17 protein-coding genes are annotated in these 19,664 nt (G+C 38.7%); 11 read left to right on the top strand and 6 right to left on the bottom strand.

The genetic code is table 11. The features are described 5' to 3' along the window. Positions 1–147 precede the first annotated feature (147 nt). From IEE83_RS14710 to IEE83_RS14720, 3 genes are all read right to left on the bottom strand, one after another. Complete coding sequence (locus IEE83_RS14710) at positions 148–729, bottom strand: TetR/AcrR family transcriptional regulator (RefSeq protein ID WP_194121301.1); 582 nt, start codon at positions 727–729, stop codon at positions 148–150. A 42-nt stretch (positions 730–771) separates the two neighbouring features. Next, a complete protein-coding gene (locus IEE83_RS14715) occupies positions 772–2,007 on the bottom strand; it encodes an alkaline phosphatase family protein (RefSeq protein ID WP_194121302.1) in 1,236 nt (411 codons plus the stop codon). Between the two features lie 227 nt (positions 2,008–2,234). Beyond that, a complete protein-coding gene (locus tag IEE83_RS14720; RefSeq protein ID WP_194121303.1) occupies positions 2,235–2,618 on the bottom strand; it encodes a hypothetical protein in 384 nt (127 codons plus the stop codon). 137 nt (positions 2,619–2,755) lie between these two features. Here IEE83_RS14720 and IEE83_RS14725 point away from each other — a divergent pair, with 137 nt between their 5' ends. From IEE83_RS14725 to IEE83_RS14750, 6 genes are all read left to right on the top strand, one after another. Further along, positions 2,756–3,430: a response regulator transcription factor gene (locus tag IEE83_RS14725; protein WP_194121304.1), complete on the top strand. Its 675-nt coding sequence runs from the start codon at positions 2,756–2,758 to the stop codon at positions 3,428–3,430. Next, the gene (locus tag IEE83_RS14730; RefSeq protein ID WP_194121305.1) at positions 3,427–4,725 is read left to right on the top strand and encodes a sensor histidine kinase; all 1,299 of its coding nucleotides are present in this window, start codon (positions 3,427–3,429) and stop codon (positions 4,723–4,725) included. Before IEE83_RS14725 ends, IEE83_RS14730 begins: the two co-directional genes overlap by 4 nt. Positions 4,726–5,223: 498 nt before the next feature. After that, positions 5,224–5,496 carry a hypothetical protein gene (locus tag IEE83_RS14735; protein ID WP_194121306.1) on the top strand — a complete coding sequence of 91 codons (273 nt, stop codon included), beginning with the start codon at positions 5,224–5,226 and terminating at the stop codon, positions 5,494–5,496. 58 nt (positions 5,497–5,554) lie between these two features. Beyond that, on the top strand, positions 5,555–5,848 hold the full coding sequence (locus tag IEE83_RS14740; RefSeq protein WP_194121307.1) for a hypothetical protein: 294 nt from the start codon (positions 5,555–5,557) through the stop codon (positions 5,846–5,848). 49 nt (positions 5,849–5,897) lie between these two features. Beyond that, positions 5,898–6,101, top strand: coding sequence for a hypothetical protein (locus IEE83_RS14745; RefSeq protein WP_194121308.1), 204 nt, complete (start codon positions 5,898–5,900; stop codon positions 6,099–6,101). Between the two features lie 213 nt (positions 6,102–6,314). Then, positions 6,315–6,911: a TetR/AcrR family transcriptional regulator gene (locus tag IEE83_RS14750; RefSeq protein ID WP_194121309.1), complete on the top strand. Its 597-nt coding sequence runs from the start codon at positions 6,315–6,317 to the stop codon at positions 6,909–6,911. 61 nt (positions 6,912–6,972) lie between these two features. Here IEE83_RS14750 and IEE83_RS14755 read toward each other — a convergent pair whose 3' ends face one another. Beyond that, positions 6,973–8,151 carry a Gfo/Idh/MocA family protein gene (locus tag IEE83_RS14755; RefSeq protein WP_194121310.1) on the bottom strand — a complete coding sequence of 393 codons (1,179 nt, stop codon included), beginning with the start codon at positions 8,149–8,151 and terminating at the stop codon, positions 6,973–6,975. Positions 8,152–8,394: 243 nt separating this feature from the next. Between IEE83_RS14755 and IEE83_RS14760 the strand changes: the two genes are divergently transcribed. Beyond that, positions 8,395–9,654, top strand: a complete 1,260-nt coding sequence (locus IEE83_RS14760) for an Hsp70 family protein (RefSeq protein ID WP_194121311.1) — start codon at positions 8,395–8,397, stop codon at positions 9,652–9,654. A 77-nt stretch (positions 9,655–9,731) separates the two neighbouring features. Here IEE83_RS14760 and IEE83_RS14765 read toward each other — a convergent pair whose 3' ends face one another. Together IEE83_RS14765 and IEE83_RS14770 are read right to left on the bottom strand one after the other, a co-directional pair. Next, positions 9,732–11,471: a PQQ-dependent sugar dehydrogenase gene (locus tag IEE83_RS14765; RefSeq protein ID WP_194121312.1), complete on the bottom strand. Its 1,740-nt coding sequence runs from the start codon at positions 11,469–11,471 to the stop codon at positions 9,732–9,734. Between the two features lie 199 nt (positions 11,472–11,670). Next, positions 11,671–11,976, bottom strand: a complete 306-nt coding sequence (locus IEE83_RS14770) for a hypothetical protein (RefSeq protein ID WP_194121313.1) — start codon at positions 11,974–11,976, stop codon at positions 11,671–11,673. A gap of 243 nt (positions 11,977–12,219) precedes the next feature. Between IEE83_RS14770 and IEE83_RS14775 the strand changes: the two genes are divergently transcribed. The 4 genes from IEE83_RS14775 (at position 12,220) to IEE83_RS14790 (ending at position 19,583) form a co-directional block, all read left to right on the top strand. Beyond that, positions 12,220–17,601 carry a S8 family serine peptidase gene (locus IEE83_RS14775; protein WP_194121314.1) on the top strand — a complete coding sequence of 1,794 codons (5,382 nt, stop codon included), beginning with the start codon at positions 12,220–12,222 and terminating at the stop codon, positions 17,599–17,601. A 191-nt stretch (positions 17,602–17,792) separates the two neighbouring features. Next, positions 17,793–18,401 carry a hypothetical protein gene (locus IEE83_RS14780; RefSeq protein ID WP_194121315.1) on the top strand — a complete coding sequence of 203 codons (609 nt, stop codon included), beginning with the start codon at positions 17,793–17,795 and terminating at the stop codon, positions 18,399–18,401. A 112-nt stretch (positions 18,402–18,513) separates the two neighbouring features. Further along, positions 18,514–18,906 carry a glyoxalase gene (locus IEE83_RS14785; RefSeq protein WP_194121316.1) on the top strand — a complete coding sequence of 131 codons (393 nt, stop codon included), beginning with the start codon at positions 18,514–18,516 and terminating at the stop codon, positions 18,904–18,906. 317 nt (positions 18,907–19,223) lie between these two features. Further along, a complete protein-coding gene (locus tag IEE83_RS14790; protein ID WP_194121317.1) occupies positions 19,224–19,583 on the top strand; it encodes a DUF488 domain-containing protein in 360 nt (119 codons plus the stop codon). The last annotated feature ends 81 nt before the right edge of the window (positions 19,584–19,664 follow it).

The raw sequence follows: 19,664 nt of genomic DNA on the forward strand, positions 1-19,664 counted from the left end.
TTTGAACTCGATTGATTAAAAATATTAGCTTCCTGGTTAGTTTTACAATTTCAAAAGGCGAAATTAAAATTTGTTTGCACTAATACCTTTTAAAATAAATTTGCTGAAATAAAAAACAAACTTACCGAACGATCGGTAAAATAAAAATTATTTTACGCTTTTCTTTTCAGGAAATCCAAGAAGCTGTGGAATAGCCGCAATACTTGTTTTGAAAATATCATTATCGTTCATGGCTCTTGAAATAACCAGTGAACCCTGAATATTGACAATTGCCTGCATTCCTTTCGTTTTGGCCATACGCTCATCCATACCATTTTCAACAGCTATTTTTGTAAAACTTTCACTCAAAATAGTAAAACAACTTGCAATTGAAGATTGAAAGTAAGGCGTTTCAGAGCAGGCGGACAACATCCTGAGCGAACAATTCCTTGCCCCATCCTCAAATAAGTTGCTGATTCCCAGTAAAGCTATTTGAAGTCTTTCTTCAACGGGCAGGTTTTCCTGTTCAATAACAAACTGAACATTTTCCAAAAACCATATCTCTACTTTTTTCAAAACATGCGCCGCCATATCTTTTTTCCCACCTGGAAAACGATGATAAAGACTGGCTTTTTTTAATCCCGTAGCCTGAGATAATAACTCCATAGATGCGCCGTCATACCCGAAACGCGTAAATACGTCGGATAACTTTCGGTCTACATCTTTTGGAAAAACTTTGGTCACTGGCATAATTATTCCTTTTACCGATTGTTCGGTAAAATTAAATAATTTTTACTCTACAATCCAGCGGTTTAAATTATTGTATTTTCCTTCCAACACGATTTTGTAAAATTTCGAAGGAATTTTGGATACATCAATATCTGCTTTTTCACTTGCTGCGGGAACCTCATCCATAAAAAAATAGAGATCCCTCCCTCCTTTTTCAAAGTGATTAGTCGTTGTAAGCCAGATTTTAACGGTTCCTTCTTTATCAGAGGCTTTCCAGTTCACATTAATCTTGCCAGCTTCTTTTTTTGCTGCCGGATTAAGGATGGAAATTTTTCCTGTCAACGAAACACCATCAATTTCAAAAGCCTGTTCTTTTGGAAAATTCACGTCCATGTGACGGGCAACAGTCGGCATAATGTCAACAATTCCCGGATTTGATTTAAAATTAGTATTCAGATCCTTTGCATTAGTAACAATCCAGGTGCTTCTTTCTCTGTCTGATTGACCGCCATGTCCTTTTCCGGTTTTTGGATCGCGGCCATGATCTGTTGTAATCACGATCAGCCAATCCTCTCCGAAATTTCTCTCGCGATATTTAACTGCTTCCCACAAACGCCCCATCTGGTTATCCATCATTTTAATCGCTTCGTGAAACTGGTCGCTGTCGCCATACCGGTGTCCCATATCGTCTGTATATTCCAGATAAACCCAGGACAGATCCGGCGCATTATTTTTAATGGTTTTAGCAGCTTCTTCAACCACTTTTTCGTCAATCTGATGCATGTAAGCTTTCAGCTTGTCGTGCGGAAAATGAATGGTGTCCAGTTCAAAACCGTCAAACGGAAAATCAGTTCTTAGCTTATCCGTTTGGGGCAAACCGTCACCGACAAGCTTGGTCCGGTTATCAAGCCAGGAAGAAAAAACTGCGCTGCGTTTGTTCGGATACTGTTCTTTGAAAAATCTGAAAATAGTCCAGTAATTATAGTTCGGATCTTTTATATCATTGTCCCAGACATTGTGTTTATTGACCCAGGTACCCGTCAGCAAACTGTTATAACCTACTGCGGAAATGGTCGGAGTTTGTGAATATGCATTTTTATCACCACCAACATGTGCGTGGGTATATCCTCCTGTTTTTGAAATAGCATCAATATTCGGCCTCGGAATACTTTCCAATGCATCAGACGAAATTCCGTCAACTATTACAAAAACCGTTTTTTTGACCTTGGATTGAGCGGAAACTGAAAAATTTTGAAAAGTTAATAGCAGCGAAAAAACACCAACGAATACTGACTTCATGTTAGAATTTAAAAATTAAGTTTAGGATATCACCCGAAATTAATCATTAAAATCACAGCGCAAAAATCCTGGCCGGGAATGCAATTAATTTTATGATAACATAATAAACGGGAAAACTTATACGCACCTGGTGGCATCATATAAACTTTCCCGTTTTGACTTTTCACTTCTCTGAGATCAATAATCTGATCTCAGTTCTATTTTATTTTTATGGCTATTTCTTTATTCTAAACTTCAAAAATCAATTGTTCATCGCGGTCGGAAATAGGAATTTTTCTGATGAAATTATCATAACCTTCTTCTCCGCCATGATCGCTGTAAACGCCGTAAGTATCAAGACTATAACCCGTCAGGCCATCATTTGCTTCAATAATATACAAAATTGAAGAATCAGCAGGATCAGATTCACCTTCAAAACGATATGTTTTGATAATAGTTAAATCTTCCGGATTATAACTTTTCCCCTTTCCGGCTGTAAAACCGTCCTCAGTCCATCTGAATTCGTTATCAAGTTTTTTCAAACGTAATTTTTCCAAAACGTGAGAAAGCGTAGCCATTTCTGTTATCCTAGGACTAGAATCCGACTCGTTCGTGGTGATGTTATTTTCCATAATGCTATTTGGTAAGGATGTCGTGGTTTGTTAATTTGATTTCATCTTGTGTAGCACTCATACTTCAAATACTATGCCATCATTTTAGATATACGATCTTCAAAATTAATTCGGAATTGAATTTGTAAATTAGCCTTATGAAAATCCTTATTATAGAAGACGAAAAGGAGCTTGCTCAGAATATTTCCGCTTATTTATCGGATGAAAATTATTTGTGTGAATTTGCTGAAACCTTTCAACAGGCTTTGGATAAAATTGAGGTATATAACTACGACTGCATCTTACTGGATCTGATGCTTCCCGGTGGTGACGGATTGAAAATCCTGGAAGAGCTCAAAAAACACGATAAGCAGGATGGCGTTATTATCATTTCTGCCAAAGATTCTCTAAATGATAAAATCGCCGGATTACAAATCGGAGCTGATGATTATCTGGCCAAACCATTTCATTTGTCAGAATTAGCCGCTCGAATTTATTCGGTCATCAGAAGAAAACAATTCGGGAATTCCAATATTATCAAACTGCACGAACTTCAAATTGACTTACTGGCAAAAACAATTCTTGTCAACAATGAGCCTGTTATTCTGACAAAAAAAGAGTTCGATCTGCTTTTGCTGTTTATTGGCAATAAAAACCGCGTAATTTCCAAAAGTGCTTTGGCTGAACACTTATCCGGAGACATTGCGGATATGCTTGATAACCATGATTTTGTATACGCTCATATCAAAAATATGAAGAAAAAACTTGTAGATGCAGGATACCGGAATTACCTCAAAACGATTTATGGAACAGGCTATAAATGGGAAGCATGAACAAACTTTTAAACAGGCCTCTGAAAGCTTTTACTCTTTATGCTTTGCTGGTTCTGGCGTGCAGTATTCCCGTTTATTACTTTATTGTTGACTATATCTGGCGCAGTGAACTGGATGAATATAACGAAATTGTAAAAAGCAGGATCGAGTCAGGATTGAACAAATTAAGCCTTCATAAAGATGAATGGGAGAAAACAATTGCGCTCTGGAACAAAACACAGCCGGGTACGAAAATCGAAAAATCTTTATTGAGAGTAAGCCCTCCCGATAGTATTTATACGATTATGCGGGGAAAACAAAGTGCTAGTGAAGAAGATCTGGAAAGGTACCGGGGATTGTCGTCATACATAAAAGTACAGGGTGAACTTTATCATCTCACGATTGAAATCAACGTCGAAGAAGCGCACGAAACGGTTTTTGCCATTGCAGCTGTAACCGTATTATTTTTTATTATTCTGCTAGCCGGTTTTGTAATTTTGAACCGCAGAATTGCCACACAAATCTGGAAACCGTTTCATTCTACACTGGACCGTTTAAAATCATTTGATCTGAACAGCCAGAATAATATAAATCTCGAAAAATCAGATATTCAGGAATTCGAACAGCTGAATCAGGCACTCTATCAATTGATAGCTAAGAACATTTCTGTATTCCGTCAACAAAAAGAATTTACAGAAAATGCTTCTCATGAGCTTCAAACACCGCTTGCGGTCCTAAAATCAAAAATTGATTTATTAATGCAAAACGAGTCGCTTACAGAGAGTCAGTCTGAACTGATTGCCTCATTGAATATGCCGCTTTCCAGAGTTTCCCGAATAAATAAGAATCTGTTATTACTTGCCAAAATTGAAAATCAACAATTCGCAGAGGATGAACTGATCAATATGACCGAACTTGTAAACCAGAACCTGGAATTTTTAGGAGAACACTTGATTGCAAAAAATAATACTGTGGAAATGGAGATTGATGAAGATTCTTCCGTAACTGCAAACAAAAGCCTTGTGGAAATTATGCTTGTTAACCTACTTCTCAACGCCATTCGCCACAGTCAGGAAAATGGAACCATCAGGATAAAGTTAACCGATAAAGATTTGATAATCAGCAATACGGGAAACAATCCTTTAAATAAGGATACATTGTTCAAACGATTTATAACCTCTTCCAGCAACACACCTAGCAGCGGATTAGGCCTGGCTATTGTAAAAGAAATTGCATATCGTTACAACTGGCAGGTTGAATACCAGTTCGTCAATTATTTCCATCAGTTTTCAATACATTTTAGACCTCAGGATTGAATGAACAACCTTTATGTATCCAATGGAAATTAAAATCCGAAATTTATAGCTTGCTGCTTTTAGTGACGCCTGACTGTGAGGAATTATATTCTACACTCGAAAAAATTCTATCCTCCAGCACCTTATTGCTCACTGGTTTTTTGAATACCAGTGCAACAATCATAACCATTGTTAACAATGAGATAATAAAAATCCTATCTCCGTATTGTTCAATTTTCTTGTACATATTTTTCAATACAAATTTGTTCTATTGTGGGGTGTAATTTGGTATAATGAACAAATATAGATTTTTTTTTCGAAATCAGCCAAATCACCTATTAAAAATATTCAATTTATACTTAAAAACAGAATTATATATTTGGCAATCTATGGTCATATCACCAATCAAACCTTAATGATCATTTTACACGTTTTTATTGAGCAGTGGCATTACTTTTATATGGAAAGAGATTTAATCATTTAGGGGTAACCGTAGCCAACCATAAAAACTCTTACAAAATGGAAATTAGCTTTGAAAAGATTCTACACCGTCCTGTGGGTGAAAAACTGAAAGTAATTGTATCTGCAAACGTAAGTCAGGATGGCTGTGAGTGGGCATACCGGGTTGAAACGTATGAACTGGATGGCTGGGTTGATCCTGTCCTTCGTGCGAAAAGCCAGGGCAGAGAAGAAAATTATGTCGATTATGTTACTCCCGAAGAAGCATTCGAAGTGCAGCATGAGTTTTGGGAAAGTTTAAAACCTGAACTCGTAAAAAATCAGGAAGCCTGACTACATTGCGGTTTGGTACTACCACTAAACTTTCCAAACGACCTTTACCAGGAAATCCATGAGCTACTTTGATATTTTTCGGATAGAATTTAATGACTTGAAAATCATAGCCGATCATCCTGAATCCATCATTACCAGAATTATCAAAACTGACTCAGGCTATATCGGCGAAATTGTGCTTTTAGGTGAATATCCCGACAGAGAAAGCAATATTCTGTTTTTTCATGACGAAAGCTTTGAGACGGAAAGAGAAGCGGCTAACGATCTATATCAAATTATTGAAACCGTTACCAGGGCGTCTGAAAGTACACGCATCAGCGAAGCACTGCGAAAGAGGAATCTGTCGGAATAGTATTATTTTTATTAAATTAGTGAAAATTATTCCTCACGATATTTACCCTATGGAAAAAACATTCAGTATTTTTATTCTGGATCCCGAAAAAGGCATACTTCCAAAACCGATTGATGTTCAAAATGAAGTTGGAAAATGGTATAAAGAATTTCTATCTGAACGCCATGCCGAAAAAGTAATTGAACGATTAATGAATGAATACGATTACAACGGATCCAAGTATATAATTCTCGGGGTTTACAGCAAGGAATGATTGTCAACCTGATTTAAAATACCCTATTTCCATCATGTGGATACGGAGGTGGATATCAAAAATTATTGTATCCTTATCCAACATTAAGAATTCATTGAGACTACTACCAAAATCTAGCAAAGCACTTAATATAAATCCAGCCTATCAAATTGACAGTATAAAATTTGGCAAATAATACCGAATGGTATAAATTTGTGAAAAATAATTACAAACATGTCAAAAGCTGAAAAAACGAAGGCATTCATTATAGAGAAAACGGCGCCAATTTTTAACAGGAAGGGATATGCCGGAACTTCTATCAATGATATGACGGATGCAACCGGACTTACCAAGGGCAGCATTTATGGGAATTTCTCCAATAAAGATGAGGTTGCCCTGGCGGCATTTGATTATAACTTGCAAAAAATCAGAAAGATTTTCGCATCAGAAATGAGCCAGCAGGATACTGCAAAAGGACAACTTTTGGTATTTGTACATGTTTATATGAATTTTCTGTCTAATCCTTTTCCACCTGGAGGCTGCCCTATTCTTAACACAGCTATTGAAGCAGATGATACTCATCCGGAACTGCGCAAAAAAGTAGTTGCCGGAATTGTTGACTGGAAAAACAGAATAACAAGTGTAATTGAAAAGGGAATTGAACAAAAAGAATTTCCATCCTCCATTGATCCTGAACAAATTGCACTGACGATCATTGCTACCATTGAAGGCGGCGTGATGATTACACAGGCAACAGGAAAACTGAATTATTTAAAAATGATTATGAAATCAGTGGAAAAGCTTATAAATGGATTGAGCAGTGAAAGTTAAAAAGCTGAACAAGCCGCTTTTGCATCCGGTTCAGCTTTTTAATGGAATAATCTAAACACAATTAAACGGTAAGTTTAATCATTTGGGCTTGCTTTTGAGCTTTTAAAGACAACTCAGTGGCAAGGAAGCAATGCTCCTGGGACATGGCAGTTTCTGTCCTGTTCAATACATCGTCAACCAGCTGTTTTCCGTAAGGTAGTGGCTCTTTACTGCAATCAATATACTGAGTATCTTTTTTGTTAACCAGAAATAAATGGTTTCCTCCGTCGCGCCCGGCGATATCAATATTTTTACGAATTTCAATATAACCTTCTGTACCTAAAATAGTTAACCTGCCGTCACCCCATGATTTCAGACCATCTGGTGTGAACCAGTCAACCCGTATATATCCAGTGCCTCCATTTCCCCGGATTATGCAGTCTCCAAAATCCTCAAACTTAGGATATTGCGGATGATTCACATTTCCTACCTGCGACGCAACAACTTCCGCCTTTGTGGATCCGGTAAAAAATAGAAACTGATCGAACTGATGTGAGGCAATATCGCAGATAACGCCGCCATAACGTTTGGCATCAAAGAACCAGTCAGGGCGGGTACTTAACGACGTTCTGTGTGGCCCCAAACCGATGGTTTGGATTACTTTTCCAATCGCACCCGCCTTAACCAGCTCTCCTGCTTTTACCGTCGCACGATTTTCCAGTCTTTCACTGAACATGATAGAATAAATTCTACCAGTTTCCTTTTGAACTTTCCGCACCTGTGCCAATTGTTCCAAAGAAGTTATACCCGGTTTGTCTGCCATATAATCTTTTCCAGCCTTCATAACGCGAATGCCAATTGGTGCGCGCTCATCAGGAATAGCTGAACTTAAAACCAGCTGTATAGATTTATCGTCTAAAATTTCTTTTTCACTTGCGGCCAGTTTTGCATCCGGAAAACGTTTTGCAAATGCTGCGGTAAGATCGGCTTCTTTGGCATAATAGGCTACCAACTGCCCGCCTCCTCTTGTTACGGCCTCAACCTGTCCATAAATATGACCGTGATTCATACCGATAACCGCAAATTTTATACGACCGGGTTCCACTACAAAATTATCATTTGGTTCAACTACTTCGTCTTTTTTACTACCGGCCAGTATGTTCCCAGCCTCGCCCGGAAGTGCTGACATCATGACGAGTCCGGCGGCTTTACTCATCGTATTACGTATAAAATCGCGGCGGTTATCTTCTGCTTTTTTCATCTTTTCAATTTTAAAAACTAAGTTCCTGTTCAGGTTTTTCACTTTTAATGGAAGACTTCAATACGCAATACTTACCCTTAAATGTTATTTTTATTAATCCTTTTGTCCAAATAAAAATTAATATTCCATTAAATCGAAATATTTACGCCAACTTTTAAAATTACTCTCAGATTACTGCCCCCGGAAATTGCAAAGTATCATAAATAATCTGAAATTGCGCCCCCAAATTTTTAGTGATTAATAATGACCAGTATTTCCTGCGGTATCGATTTTGGAACTTCCAATTCAAGTATAGCAATAGCAAACCAAGGCAATGTTCACCTCGTAGCCGTAGAGGGTTCGAGTACAACCACGCCAAGCGCCATGTTTTTTCTTCGCAAAGGCAATATTCCGTTTTATGGAAGAGCAGCGGTAAATATGTTTCTGGAAAGAAATCCGGGACGTTTTATGAGAAGTTTGAAACGTGTTCTGGGAACTCCTGTGATGCGCCAGGGCACAATGGTTAATGGTGAACTTATGCGCTTCGACCAGATCATCACTTCTTTTTTAAAAAATCTCAAAGACAAAGCAGACGAAGATGCAGGTTTGGAAATCGAAAATGTGGTGATGGGCCGTCCGGTTCATTTTGTTGATAATGATCACGCAGCTGACAGTCGGGCAGAGAATGAACTTAAACTGATTGCCAAGCAATTAGGTTTTAAAAATATTGATTTTCAGTTTGAACCAATCGCCGCTGCTTTTGCCCACGAGATTAATATCAGCGGAGAAAAACTTGCGATTGTTGTGGATTTGGGTGGAGGAACCTCAGATTTTACGGTGATCAGACTTTCCAATCAATATATCAACAAAGCTGACCGTTCTTCTGATATTCTGGCCAATACCGGTATTCGTGTTGGAGGTAATGATTTTGACAAAGATTTGAGTCTGGCAGCCATTATGCCTGAACTTGGTTACCGGAGTACATACGGAACGAAAAATCTGGAAGTTCCGCTTTATCACTATTTTGATCTTTCAGAATGGAGTAAGGTAAATTTTCTTTATACAACAAAAATTATTTCCCAAACCAAGCAGATCCTTTTTGAAGCACATGACAAAACGCGTTACAAAAGATTGTTGCAGGTTTTGGAACAGGAAACAGGACATACATTGCTGGCCACTACGGAGGAAACCAAGATTGCATTAACCTCTCAATCCGAATATGATGCGCCTTTTGACTTTCTGGAAGACGGACTCACCACAAGGGTGACGCGTGAGCAGTTTGACGAAGCGATCGTTCAAAAAATTGATAAAATTTCAGAATCTGCACTGCAATGTCTGCGCGATGCAGGCGTACAAAAAGAAGATATTGATCTGGTAATTCTAACCGGAGGCTCTACCGAAGTACCACTTATACAAACTGAATTTAAAAAATTGTTTCCCAATGCGGCTTTGGCTGATGAAAACAAGCTTTCAAGCGTTGGCTTAGGTCTGGCTTACGACAGCCAAAACAAGTTTGGAAGATAGCATTAATTCCAATTAAAAAATCCATTATACATCAGCTGTATAATGGATTTTTTTTAACCACGTGTACATGCGGTGTCTCACTTACCCGAAACCTCTGCTGCGTTTTTTATTCTTCTGATTTTTCCGTCACTTTTGGTCATCACATACATTTCCTTTGTGAAAGGATTATACTCAATTCTAAGATCGACCCTTTTGGAACCTGACATTTGCTGCAAATCCGTTGGCTTAGAATCTTTTACAATATTGATTTCATAAACGGCCGAATCTGAAAGCTGTTTATTGATGTTGATACAGAAAATCCGGCCGTTGACAATATCACCAAAGACGTATTTATTTTTCAAAGCGGTGAGATTTCCTTCATATACATAACCTCCGCTGATCGCGTTTCCATCCTTGTGATCGTAAGCTGCAAACGGTTTGATAAAATTATCTTTTTCCGATTTATTGATTTTATAAACGTTTTTAAGATCGGAAGGAGAAATTCCAAAACTTCCCTCACGCGTATTCCAGCCATAATCTCCACCTTTTACGATCACGTTGACTTCCTCAAAATTGGACTCTCCTACTTCCGCGCTAAACATAATTTTTCCATGGGTAAGATCCCAGGACATCCGGTGGGGATTCCGGAATCCAAAAGCATAAATCTCCTTATATGTTTTAGGATCAGTATTATTGACGAAAGGATTACCGGCGGGAATACCATATTGACCGTTTCTACTATTATTCCCAAGTGGATTAATGCGGATTATCGTGCCCAAAAGAGAATTTAAAGTATGCGTGATTTCCGGATGTTTTCCAATCGTGGAGCCACCGTCACCAGTTCCAATAAACAGCATTCCATAATCAGGATCGTTTTTACTGATTCCGGGAATAAAACCAATATCCTGAGTGCCATGCACCACTCCCGGAACGTTGATACGTAATAATTCTCTTCTTGTACCTTCAAAAGTTTTGCTTTTCACATCATTGATTTTCCACTCAGACACAACCCATTGCAGTGCCACTTTAATTGAATCGGGAAATTCATAATCCGCTTTTTTACCAGCGGGTTCTTCCGTGTGGGTAATGTAAATCAGGCCATTATTCAAATAATCAGGATGAAAAGCGAAACTTCCCAGTCCGGTTCCCAGACCTGGGGTATTCACATATTTATCAATTTTCGTTCTGATATCGAGAAAAACTTCTGCCTTTCCTTTTTCAATTCTATAAATAATACCACGCTGATCACTGACATAAAGTGTCCCGTCAGACGAGGGATGCGGACGCATATTAGCAATTCTGGTTAAAGGAGGTTTGTCCGACGAGGCTGGAATCTGTACAAAATCTTCGAGCTCTATCTGAATACCGGATTTTTTAACCGGCGTGCCAAATCTTTCGCTGGATTGTGATACCGCATTTTCAGTTTTGACAACAAGTGGCTGAATTTTATTAAGTTTTGTCTCATGATCGATGTAAGCCAAAATCGAGTTTATTTCAGCCGGTTTCAGAAAATCATAAGACATCATTATCATATTATACTTCTTATGAAGACTTACAGCTCTTGGCTCCCCCGATTCTATCACTTTTGCCGGATTTTGAATAAATTCGGTCAGTGCCTTTGCTGATAACAACTGCGTAATTCCACCAAGTTGTGGACCTATCTCTTCATGGTCGATAGCATGACAAGAGGCACAATTGGTATTGAATAATCGCATTCCGGTAGCGAGTGTTTTTTTATCAGTCGGGTATCTGGCAGGAGCTTTCTGGCCGACAGCGCAATTGATTGAAATTGTTATCGAAAATAAAAAGCAAAATAAAGAAAGAAGAGATTTAAGCATAAACAGATTATCCGGGCGTTTTAATAAATCAGGCCATTTTTAGTAAAATCTCTTTTATAGAAAACTCTACTCATATTTTAATCAGAAGACGATTATTATAATGATTTGCCATGATTGCAGCGTCAACATAATTGATACGACATAAAAAAACCGGAGCCAAGGCTCCGGTGCTATCACGTTGAGTAAAGTAAGGCACTATCTATTCTACATTTTTACCATTCTTATCCAGCTTTACTCTGGCATTTTCACTACCTTTTTTAACGGATAAGTCATAGTATTGAGTTTTGTCATCATTGGTGACCAGGTATGCAGTGGTTACCTTCCATCCTGCAAATGCGTCACTATTAATAGTTGCTTTAACAGCTGCCGGTAAATCTTCCGGTTTTACCGAAATTTTTTCCTGGGTTAATGTCACAGCGTGATTAGGTTCCGTTATAGGAGCAGCCTGAACAGAGGCGAAAGAGATAAGTGTTAAGGCTACTGCCGACATTATTAACTTTTTCATGATCTGTGTTTTTAATGAGAATCTATTTTCTGTGCTTCCGCACCGTGATTTGTAACCAACCAGTATCATGCCAAACCTTAAATTCCTTGAAAATCAGAACATTCATGAAATCCGGTTATTGCCCGAAATGTTCTTAACGTCCCCATCTTGTTGAATAAATCTTCAATTCCGAATTCATAAAATACATTGAAAAATGAATTAAATTATAGAAATTGATTTTTCATCCCACTATACTTCATCTATATGAAATCAACGCTACTCTTAAAAATCCTCTTTCTTCTTGTTCTTCCACTAAGTGTGATCTCACAGAACAATCAGAATTATCAGATCGAATTAAAAAGCGGTTCTTTCACGCCTGAAAAAAATGTTGGTACCGGTAAAGTCGAATCGATTAATGCCAGATTGATACCTGACAAAAAGATTTTTGTTGTCATCCAGTTTGAAGAAATCCCCGGACCTGCTGAACGTGAACGGTTGAAAGCAGAAGGAATTGACCTGCTGGAATACATACCAAATAATGCTTATACGGCAACAATTACCGGATCGCTGTCCGAAATTTCTCTGAAAAGATCAAAAGCCCGGGCCGTTATTTCCTTGACAGCAAGTCAAAAATTGCATCCTTCGTTATTAAAAAAACCGTTTCCTGAGCAAACCAGAATAGTAAAAGGACAAGTTGACGTCTGGATTAATTTTCCTAAATCATTTTCATTTGACGAAATAAAAGAGCAGTTAAAAACCGATCAGTTCGAAATTATTTCAACTGTTCACCAGACTTATCAGGTTTTGGAAATAAGAGTTCCGGAAGATCGGTTGAATGAGCTGGCTCTTAAAAATTATGTTCAATACGTAGAACCGGTGCCGGCTCCCGACAAGCCAAACAATATCAACAGTACTGGCAATGGCCGGGCAAATGTGCTTAATTCCTCTTTGCCGTCAGGGAGAAATCTGCATGGGGAAGGCGTAATAGTTGGTGTGGGTGATGAGGCAAATCCGCTGCTTCATGTGGATTTGAGCAATCGCATTATTAACCGGGCTGCAATAAAGGCTGGTGGGCATGGTGTACACGTGATGGGGACGTTGGCAGGAGCAGGAATTGTTAACGAAAAATATACCGGTTACGCCCCGAAAGCAAAAATCATAGCACAATATTATTCCAACATTCTGACTTACGCTTCAACATATGTACAGGATTTTGGAATGGTGATCACCAACAATTCCTACGGCAATGACGTCACAGATTGTTCTTCACTTGGCGCTTACAATTTGCAATCCTATATTCTGGATCAACAGGCATTTCAAATGCCTTACCTGCAACATGTTTTCGCCGCGGGGAATAGTGGAACAATGACTTGCAGCCCTCATCCTTCCGGTTTTGGAAATATAGTTGGCGGATATCAGACGGCCAAAAATGTAATTAGTGTGGGAAATACAACAGTTGAGGGTATTATCGCAACCAGTTCAAGCAGGGGGCCGGTAAAAGATGGAAGAATTAAACCCGAGATCAGTGCTCAGGGTTCAAGTTTAATTTCTTCTATTCCAGTAAATAATTATGTCTCTTCAACCGGAACCAGCATGGCTTCACCGGCAGTTGCCGGCGGACTCACGCTACTTTATCAGCGTTACCGGGAACTTCATAGTCAGCAAAATCCTAAAAACGGATTAATGAAAGCTATTTTGGTCAATGGCGGAACGGATCAGGGAAATGACGGACCGGACTATAAATATGGTTTTGGATGGATGAATCTTTTGCGCTCAGTAAAAATGATTGAAAGTGAAAGTTATAAAACCGCCTCCATCGCCTCTTCGCCCACTCCTCAAACTTATGATATTCAGATTCCTGCTAATACTGCAAAGGTTAAAGTAATGCTATACTGGAACGACCCCGCCCCTTCCGTTTTATCCGGGAAAAATCTTGTTAACGACCTTGATTTGACGGTTACAAAACCTTCTGCCGAAACTGTCTTTCCAAAATTACTAGACCCTACGCCTGCTAACACTAACAATCCGGCAACTACCGGGGCAGACCATATTAATAACATTGAGCAGGTTATAATTGACGCGCCCGTTGCAGGAAATTATCAGATCAATGTTAAAGGAACCGCCGTTAATCAGAATGGTACTCAGGAATATTTCGTTGTTTATGATATTATTCCGGTTTCAACAACCATTACAAATCCTATTGGAAAAGAACGATATGCTGCCGCAGATTCGATTTACGTAGCCTGGGATTCTTTTGGGAATTCATCGAACGATTTTTCTGTGCAATATTCTACCAATGACGGAGCACAATGGAATCCGATTTCAGGGAATCTGACTGCAAACGGTCGTCAGCTCAAATGGGTTTTTCCGAATGTTTCTACTGATAAAGCAAGGGTAAAAGTAATTCAGAACGCAACCGGAGCAGAAAGTGTCAGCGAAGCATTTACCATCACTGGTCGTCCCGTGTTAAGCTTGTCCTCAGTTCAATGCGAAGGTTACGCAGCCTTGGAGTGGACGCCCATCAGCGGCGCCAGTGATTACGAGGTTATGATTTTAAAAGGCGGAGAAATGGTTTCGGCAGGTATTACTTCAAACACCAGTTTTACTTTCAACGGACTTAGCAGAGATTCTACTTACTGGTTTGCTGTTCGTGCCAGGATAAATGCGAGTCCCGGAATACGATCAATCGCCATTTCAAGAAAACCGGATTCCGGGAATTGCTCCGGGACAATTTCAGATAATGACTTGTTTCTTGAAGCCATTGTCAACCCGGTTTCGTCCGGAAGATTATTGACATCAAAAGCATTAACCAATCAGAACAATGTTACGATCAGAATTAAAAATCTTGATGACCAGCCATTTTCAGGGCCGGTTTCTGTTGGGTATTCTGTAAATGGAACTGCTGTCGCTTCTGTTTCGGCATCATTAACAATTCCGGCGCAGGCGTCTTTTGATTACACTTTTTCGGATAAAGCCAATCTTGCCGCCGAAGGTTCATATTTGATTGAGGCATTTGCCAACGCACCCGCTGATACCGCAAAAAGAAATAATAAGATTTCACAAATCTTTGATCAGTTAAATAATGCGCCCATCACACTTCCTTTTCTGGACAACATTGAATCGGCATCTGTACAGGAAGTTACTATCGACAAAACCGGACTTCAAAATCTAAGCCGTTATGATTTCACAAACTCAACAAATGCAGGCCGCATACGAACTTTTGTCAATACAGGCATTGCCTACTCAGGAAGCAAGGCGCTGACACTGGATACGGACCAGTATTACCCTGCCGGCAATACCAATTTCTTAGACGGAACTTTCAACCTTTCGAATTACAATCTTTCACAGGATATCCGCCTTAATTTCAGATACAAAAATCATGGACAGAAAAGTGATCCGGATAATAGTGTATGGTTAAGAGGAAATTACAATGACCCATGGATTCTGGTTTATAATCTTTTTGCCAACCAAAATCCGGTCAGCGCAACTTATAAGTTATCTTCCAGTATTGAGGTGAGCAACAAACTCAGAGAAAATGGCCAGACGCTTTCAACCAGTACGCAAATCCGTTGGGGACAGCATGGAGATATCATAACAGCAGATCCAAAAAGTGGTGCGGGTTATTCCTTTGATGATATTCAGTTAAGCATTGTTACCGATGACATTCAATTGATAAGCCTGAACAGCGTTTCACAGGCAAGCTGCGGGTTGAGTAATAATCAACTTATTACGATTTCGGTGCGAAACAGCTCGGACCATACCATTACTAATATTCCTGTAAATTATAAACTGGGTAACGGCTCGGAGGTTCACGAAATAATTCCGTCCATAGATGCCAGAACAACCACAGCCTTTACATTTACTACTACACAAAACATGGCTGCTTTTGGAGTATATCATCTGAAAGTTTGGACCAGCCTGGCATCCGATTCTTATTCGGATAACAATACAATTGAGATTGATATTTACAACAACCAACAGATTTCATCCTTTCCTTATCTTGAAAATTTCGAAACCAGTAGTGGCAACTGGCATAGTAGCGGAACGTCAAATTCCTGGGCTTATGGAACGCCGGCTTCCAGTAAAATCAACAAAGCTGCGAGCGGGACAACGGCGTGGAAAACGAATTTATCAGGAAATTATAACAATGAGGAAACTTCCTATTTGTATTCACCTTGTTTTGATTTAACAGGTATGACCAATCCAACTGTCAGTTTCAGCCTGGCGCTGGATATTGAATTTTGTGCTTCGGAGGATTGTGATTTTGCTTATCTCGAATATTCTGCCGACGGAAATACATGGTTTCGTCTGGGAGATAAGGGCCAGGGAATCAACTGGTATAATAAAATCACTGAGGATAATCAGGGATGGAGTGTTCAGGATTATACCCGCTGGCATGTGGGCACAATGCCGTTACCCTCAGCAACCAATATCCGTCTCCGATTTGTTTTAAGGGCAGATAGCGGAACGACAAGAGAAGGAATTGCCATCGATGATATCCATATTTATGACAACACCAACGGTATTTACGACGGCTCTACCACTGCATCACCCGTAACACAAAACGCTCCAACCAGTTCCGGCTGGATTAATTTTGTACAAAATGGTCAGCTGGTGGCATCTGTAAATCCTAACAGCCAAACTCTTGGCGCGACGGCTGTTCAAACCTTTATCAATTCCAGTGCGGTACGTAATAATCAGTTGCAATATTATTTGGATAGAAATATTACAATTAAACCAGCAAACCGCTCGCTTGCAGCCAACACTACTGTCCGCATTTATTTTCTGGATTCAGAATCAGAAAAACTTATTAATGCAACAGGATGTGGAGGTTGTTCAAAACCTGCGTCGGCGTATGATCTGGGAATTTCGAAATACACAGACGCTAACGCAAACAATGAGGACGGCATTCTGAGCAATAACGGCGGGGGAAGCTGGGATTATCTCACAGCTGCAAATGTTGTGAAAGTTCCTTTTGACAAAGGGTATTATGCTGAAATACAAATAAAAGATTTCTCCGAATTCTGGTTTAATACAGGCGGAGGTCTTCAAAATGGTGCGCTTCCTGTTGAACTGCTAAGCTTTAATGTAACAAAAAAAACCGGAAACGATAATTCGGCTCAGGTGATTGCGAATTGGGTGACGACAACCGAAACAAATACAGATTATTTTGAAATAGAACGGGTTCAGGGACTCAATGCATTCAATCTAAACCAGTTTAAAATGATTGGAAAAGTATTGGCTGCCGGCAATTCTGTCACGCAGGAGGAATATAGTTTTACCGACACATCTCGTGATCAGACGACGACAAATTATTATCGGTTGAAGATGGTCGATAAGGATGGAAGTTTTCAATATTCAAGAATCCAGTCGGTGTATTTCGACAACAAAGCAGATTGGCAAACATTTCCAAATCCTTCGACAGGCATAATCAATGTAACATTTCAGGGAGATCCAGGAACTTCCGTACAAATACAAACATTTGATTTGGTCGGAAATATCGTTTTTAATACAAATTTAAACGCGACCGGAATTGAACAAAAGCTACCGATTGACTTGTCAGGATCTCAATTTCCCTCAGGATTATACCTGATTGAAGTAACTTCACAACGACAAAAGAAAGCTTTCAGAATTATGAAATTGTGATATATAAATATGTGCTTTTCAATTAATTAAAAATAAAAACCTTCGTTTTTTCAGATTAGAATTATATTATAAAAATCCCAAGGCTGAAAAAAGTAAGATTTTAGCGAACAAAAAGCCCTAATTTTCCACAAAACAATACCTTCGTGCGTATAGGATCTTAAACAATCCCGAGTAAATAAAATTTAAAATTTATGAAAAAGTTATTAGTCGTCTTTTCCTTAACGTTAATCAGTTTCCTTTTTTCCAACCAAACATTTGCGCAATCAACACTAACCGTACAGGGTACCTATGGTTTTACAAACCAGACTTACATATCAAAAGGAATATACGGAGGTGGATTGCAATACCGTAATTTTATAAAACCCAACATAGCCGTGGGGATTTCCGGAAAATACTGGATGGAAGAAATCAAACGTGATTTGTCATCCAAAAGTATCAGAGGAAAAGCGACAACCATACCTGTCAATTTATTTGCTGAATATTATTTCCAAACAGAAGGAATTCGCACTTATGCCGGATTGGAAGCTGGCGCAAATATTTTAAAAATTGAAGGGTACAATATTCAGATCGATAAAAATGTGGTTCGCCCGGGCGTTGCTCCAAAAGTTGGTCTTGTCCTCCCTATGGGTAGAAGATTAAGTTTTACAGTAGAACTCGCTTACAATATAATCATCGGTGGTGCCAATTCGATTCTTATGGACCCTTTGAAACCAGGTAACGAAAAATACGAGGTTAAAAACAGCAATCAAGCCGTTACCGCGAGCGGTGGAATCACTTATATTTTTGGTAAGAAAAAATAGTTTTCGAAATATATAATGAGGCGGGTTCCAAATATTGTTGGGATCCGCCTTGGTTTTTTATCAAGGTGGTAATAATTTGAAATTCTTTAGTCATCGCTTTAATTTTGTACTCATGCCCGACAAATCGACTTTATTACTTTCCCTACGACCAAAAATTACGACCTCAGCTACATCAGGATTTGCCGAAAATTTTCAAAATCTGACACTTAGACCCATACTAAAACTTCAAAACGGATTGCTGATCCGCATCTTTAAACAGTACATTCATCAACGGAAAAATACATTTTATAAATTGGGCGAACCTGATCAGCTCACTTTCATTACGCATTCAGTAAAACAGGATCAGAAATTTCAGCAGTTTTTAAAAGGAATAATCATCGGGCACTTTACGGATGAAGAATTTGATCAATTTACAATCCATGAACAGGAAATAAGCAAACGTTTATCAAACCTGCTCGAACAACGCCTCATCAGCAACTTATCTGAATTTAAAAGTCTGGTTTAAAAATATTGTAATTTATTTTATGAGACCAAATTCAGTTTGAAAATCCACATTATCCTCAGCAGAGATAATATTCTCAATTGTTGGATATCCGTGCAAAAAATAAAAATGGGAATATCAATTATAAAAATTGTATTGGCTGATTTTAACAGTAGTGCGAGCACAATACACGTGTTGTTACCTTTAATAATCCAGTGGTGACATTGTAATGACCTGTTAAACAAATAGATAAGATAAAATTAAATAAGATCCTGTATTCAGGAAACTATTTTTCGAATCAGCTAGTTTTTATTTAGTCTAAGAATTACATAACCCTAACTATGAATACCGTACAAATAAAAAGAATCTATGAACCGAAAGATGAATCGGATGGTTTCAGGATACTTGTTGACCGTTTATGGCCACGTGGATTAAAAAGAGAAGAGGCAAAAGTTGATGAATGGCTTAAAGGGGTGGCACCGTCAACGGATTTAAGAAAATGGTTTGATCATGACCCGGAAAAATGGGAAGAATTCAGACAAGATTATACGTTTGAATTAAGACATTGCATGTCTGCTGTGCACGACCTGGTAGATAAAGTAAAAAAACATAAGAAGGTAACTTTGTTATATGCCGCTCAGGATGAGAAGTATAACCATGTCGTAGTCCTGGAAAAATTTATAAATAATTTGCTTCAATAACGGAGCATAATTCTTTAAAACTTACTACTCACAGATTTTTTAGTAATTATTGCTTTCAATAATTAACAAATACTCGGATTG

This window comes from Dyadobacter subterraneus, assembly GCF_015221875.1.
GTDB lineage: Bacteria > Bacteroidota > Bacteroidia > Cytophagales > Spirosomataceae > Dyadobacter > Dyadobacter subterraneus.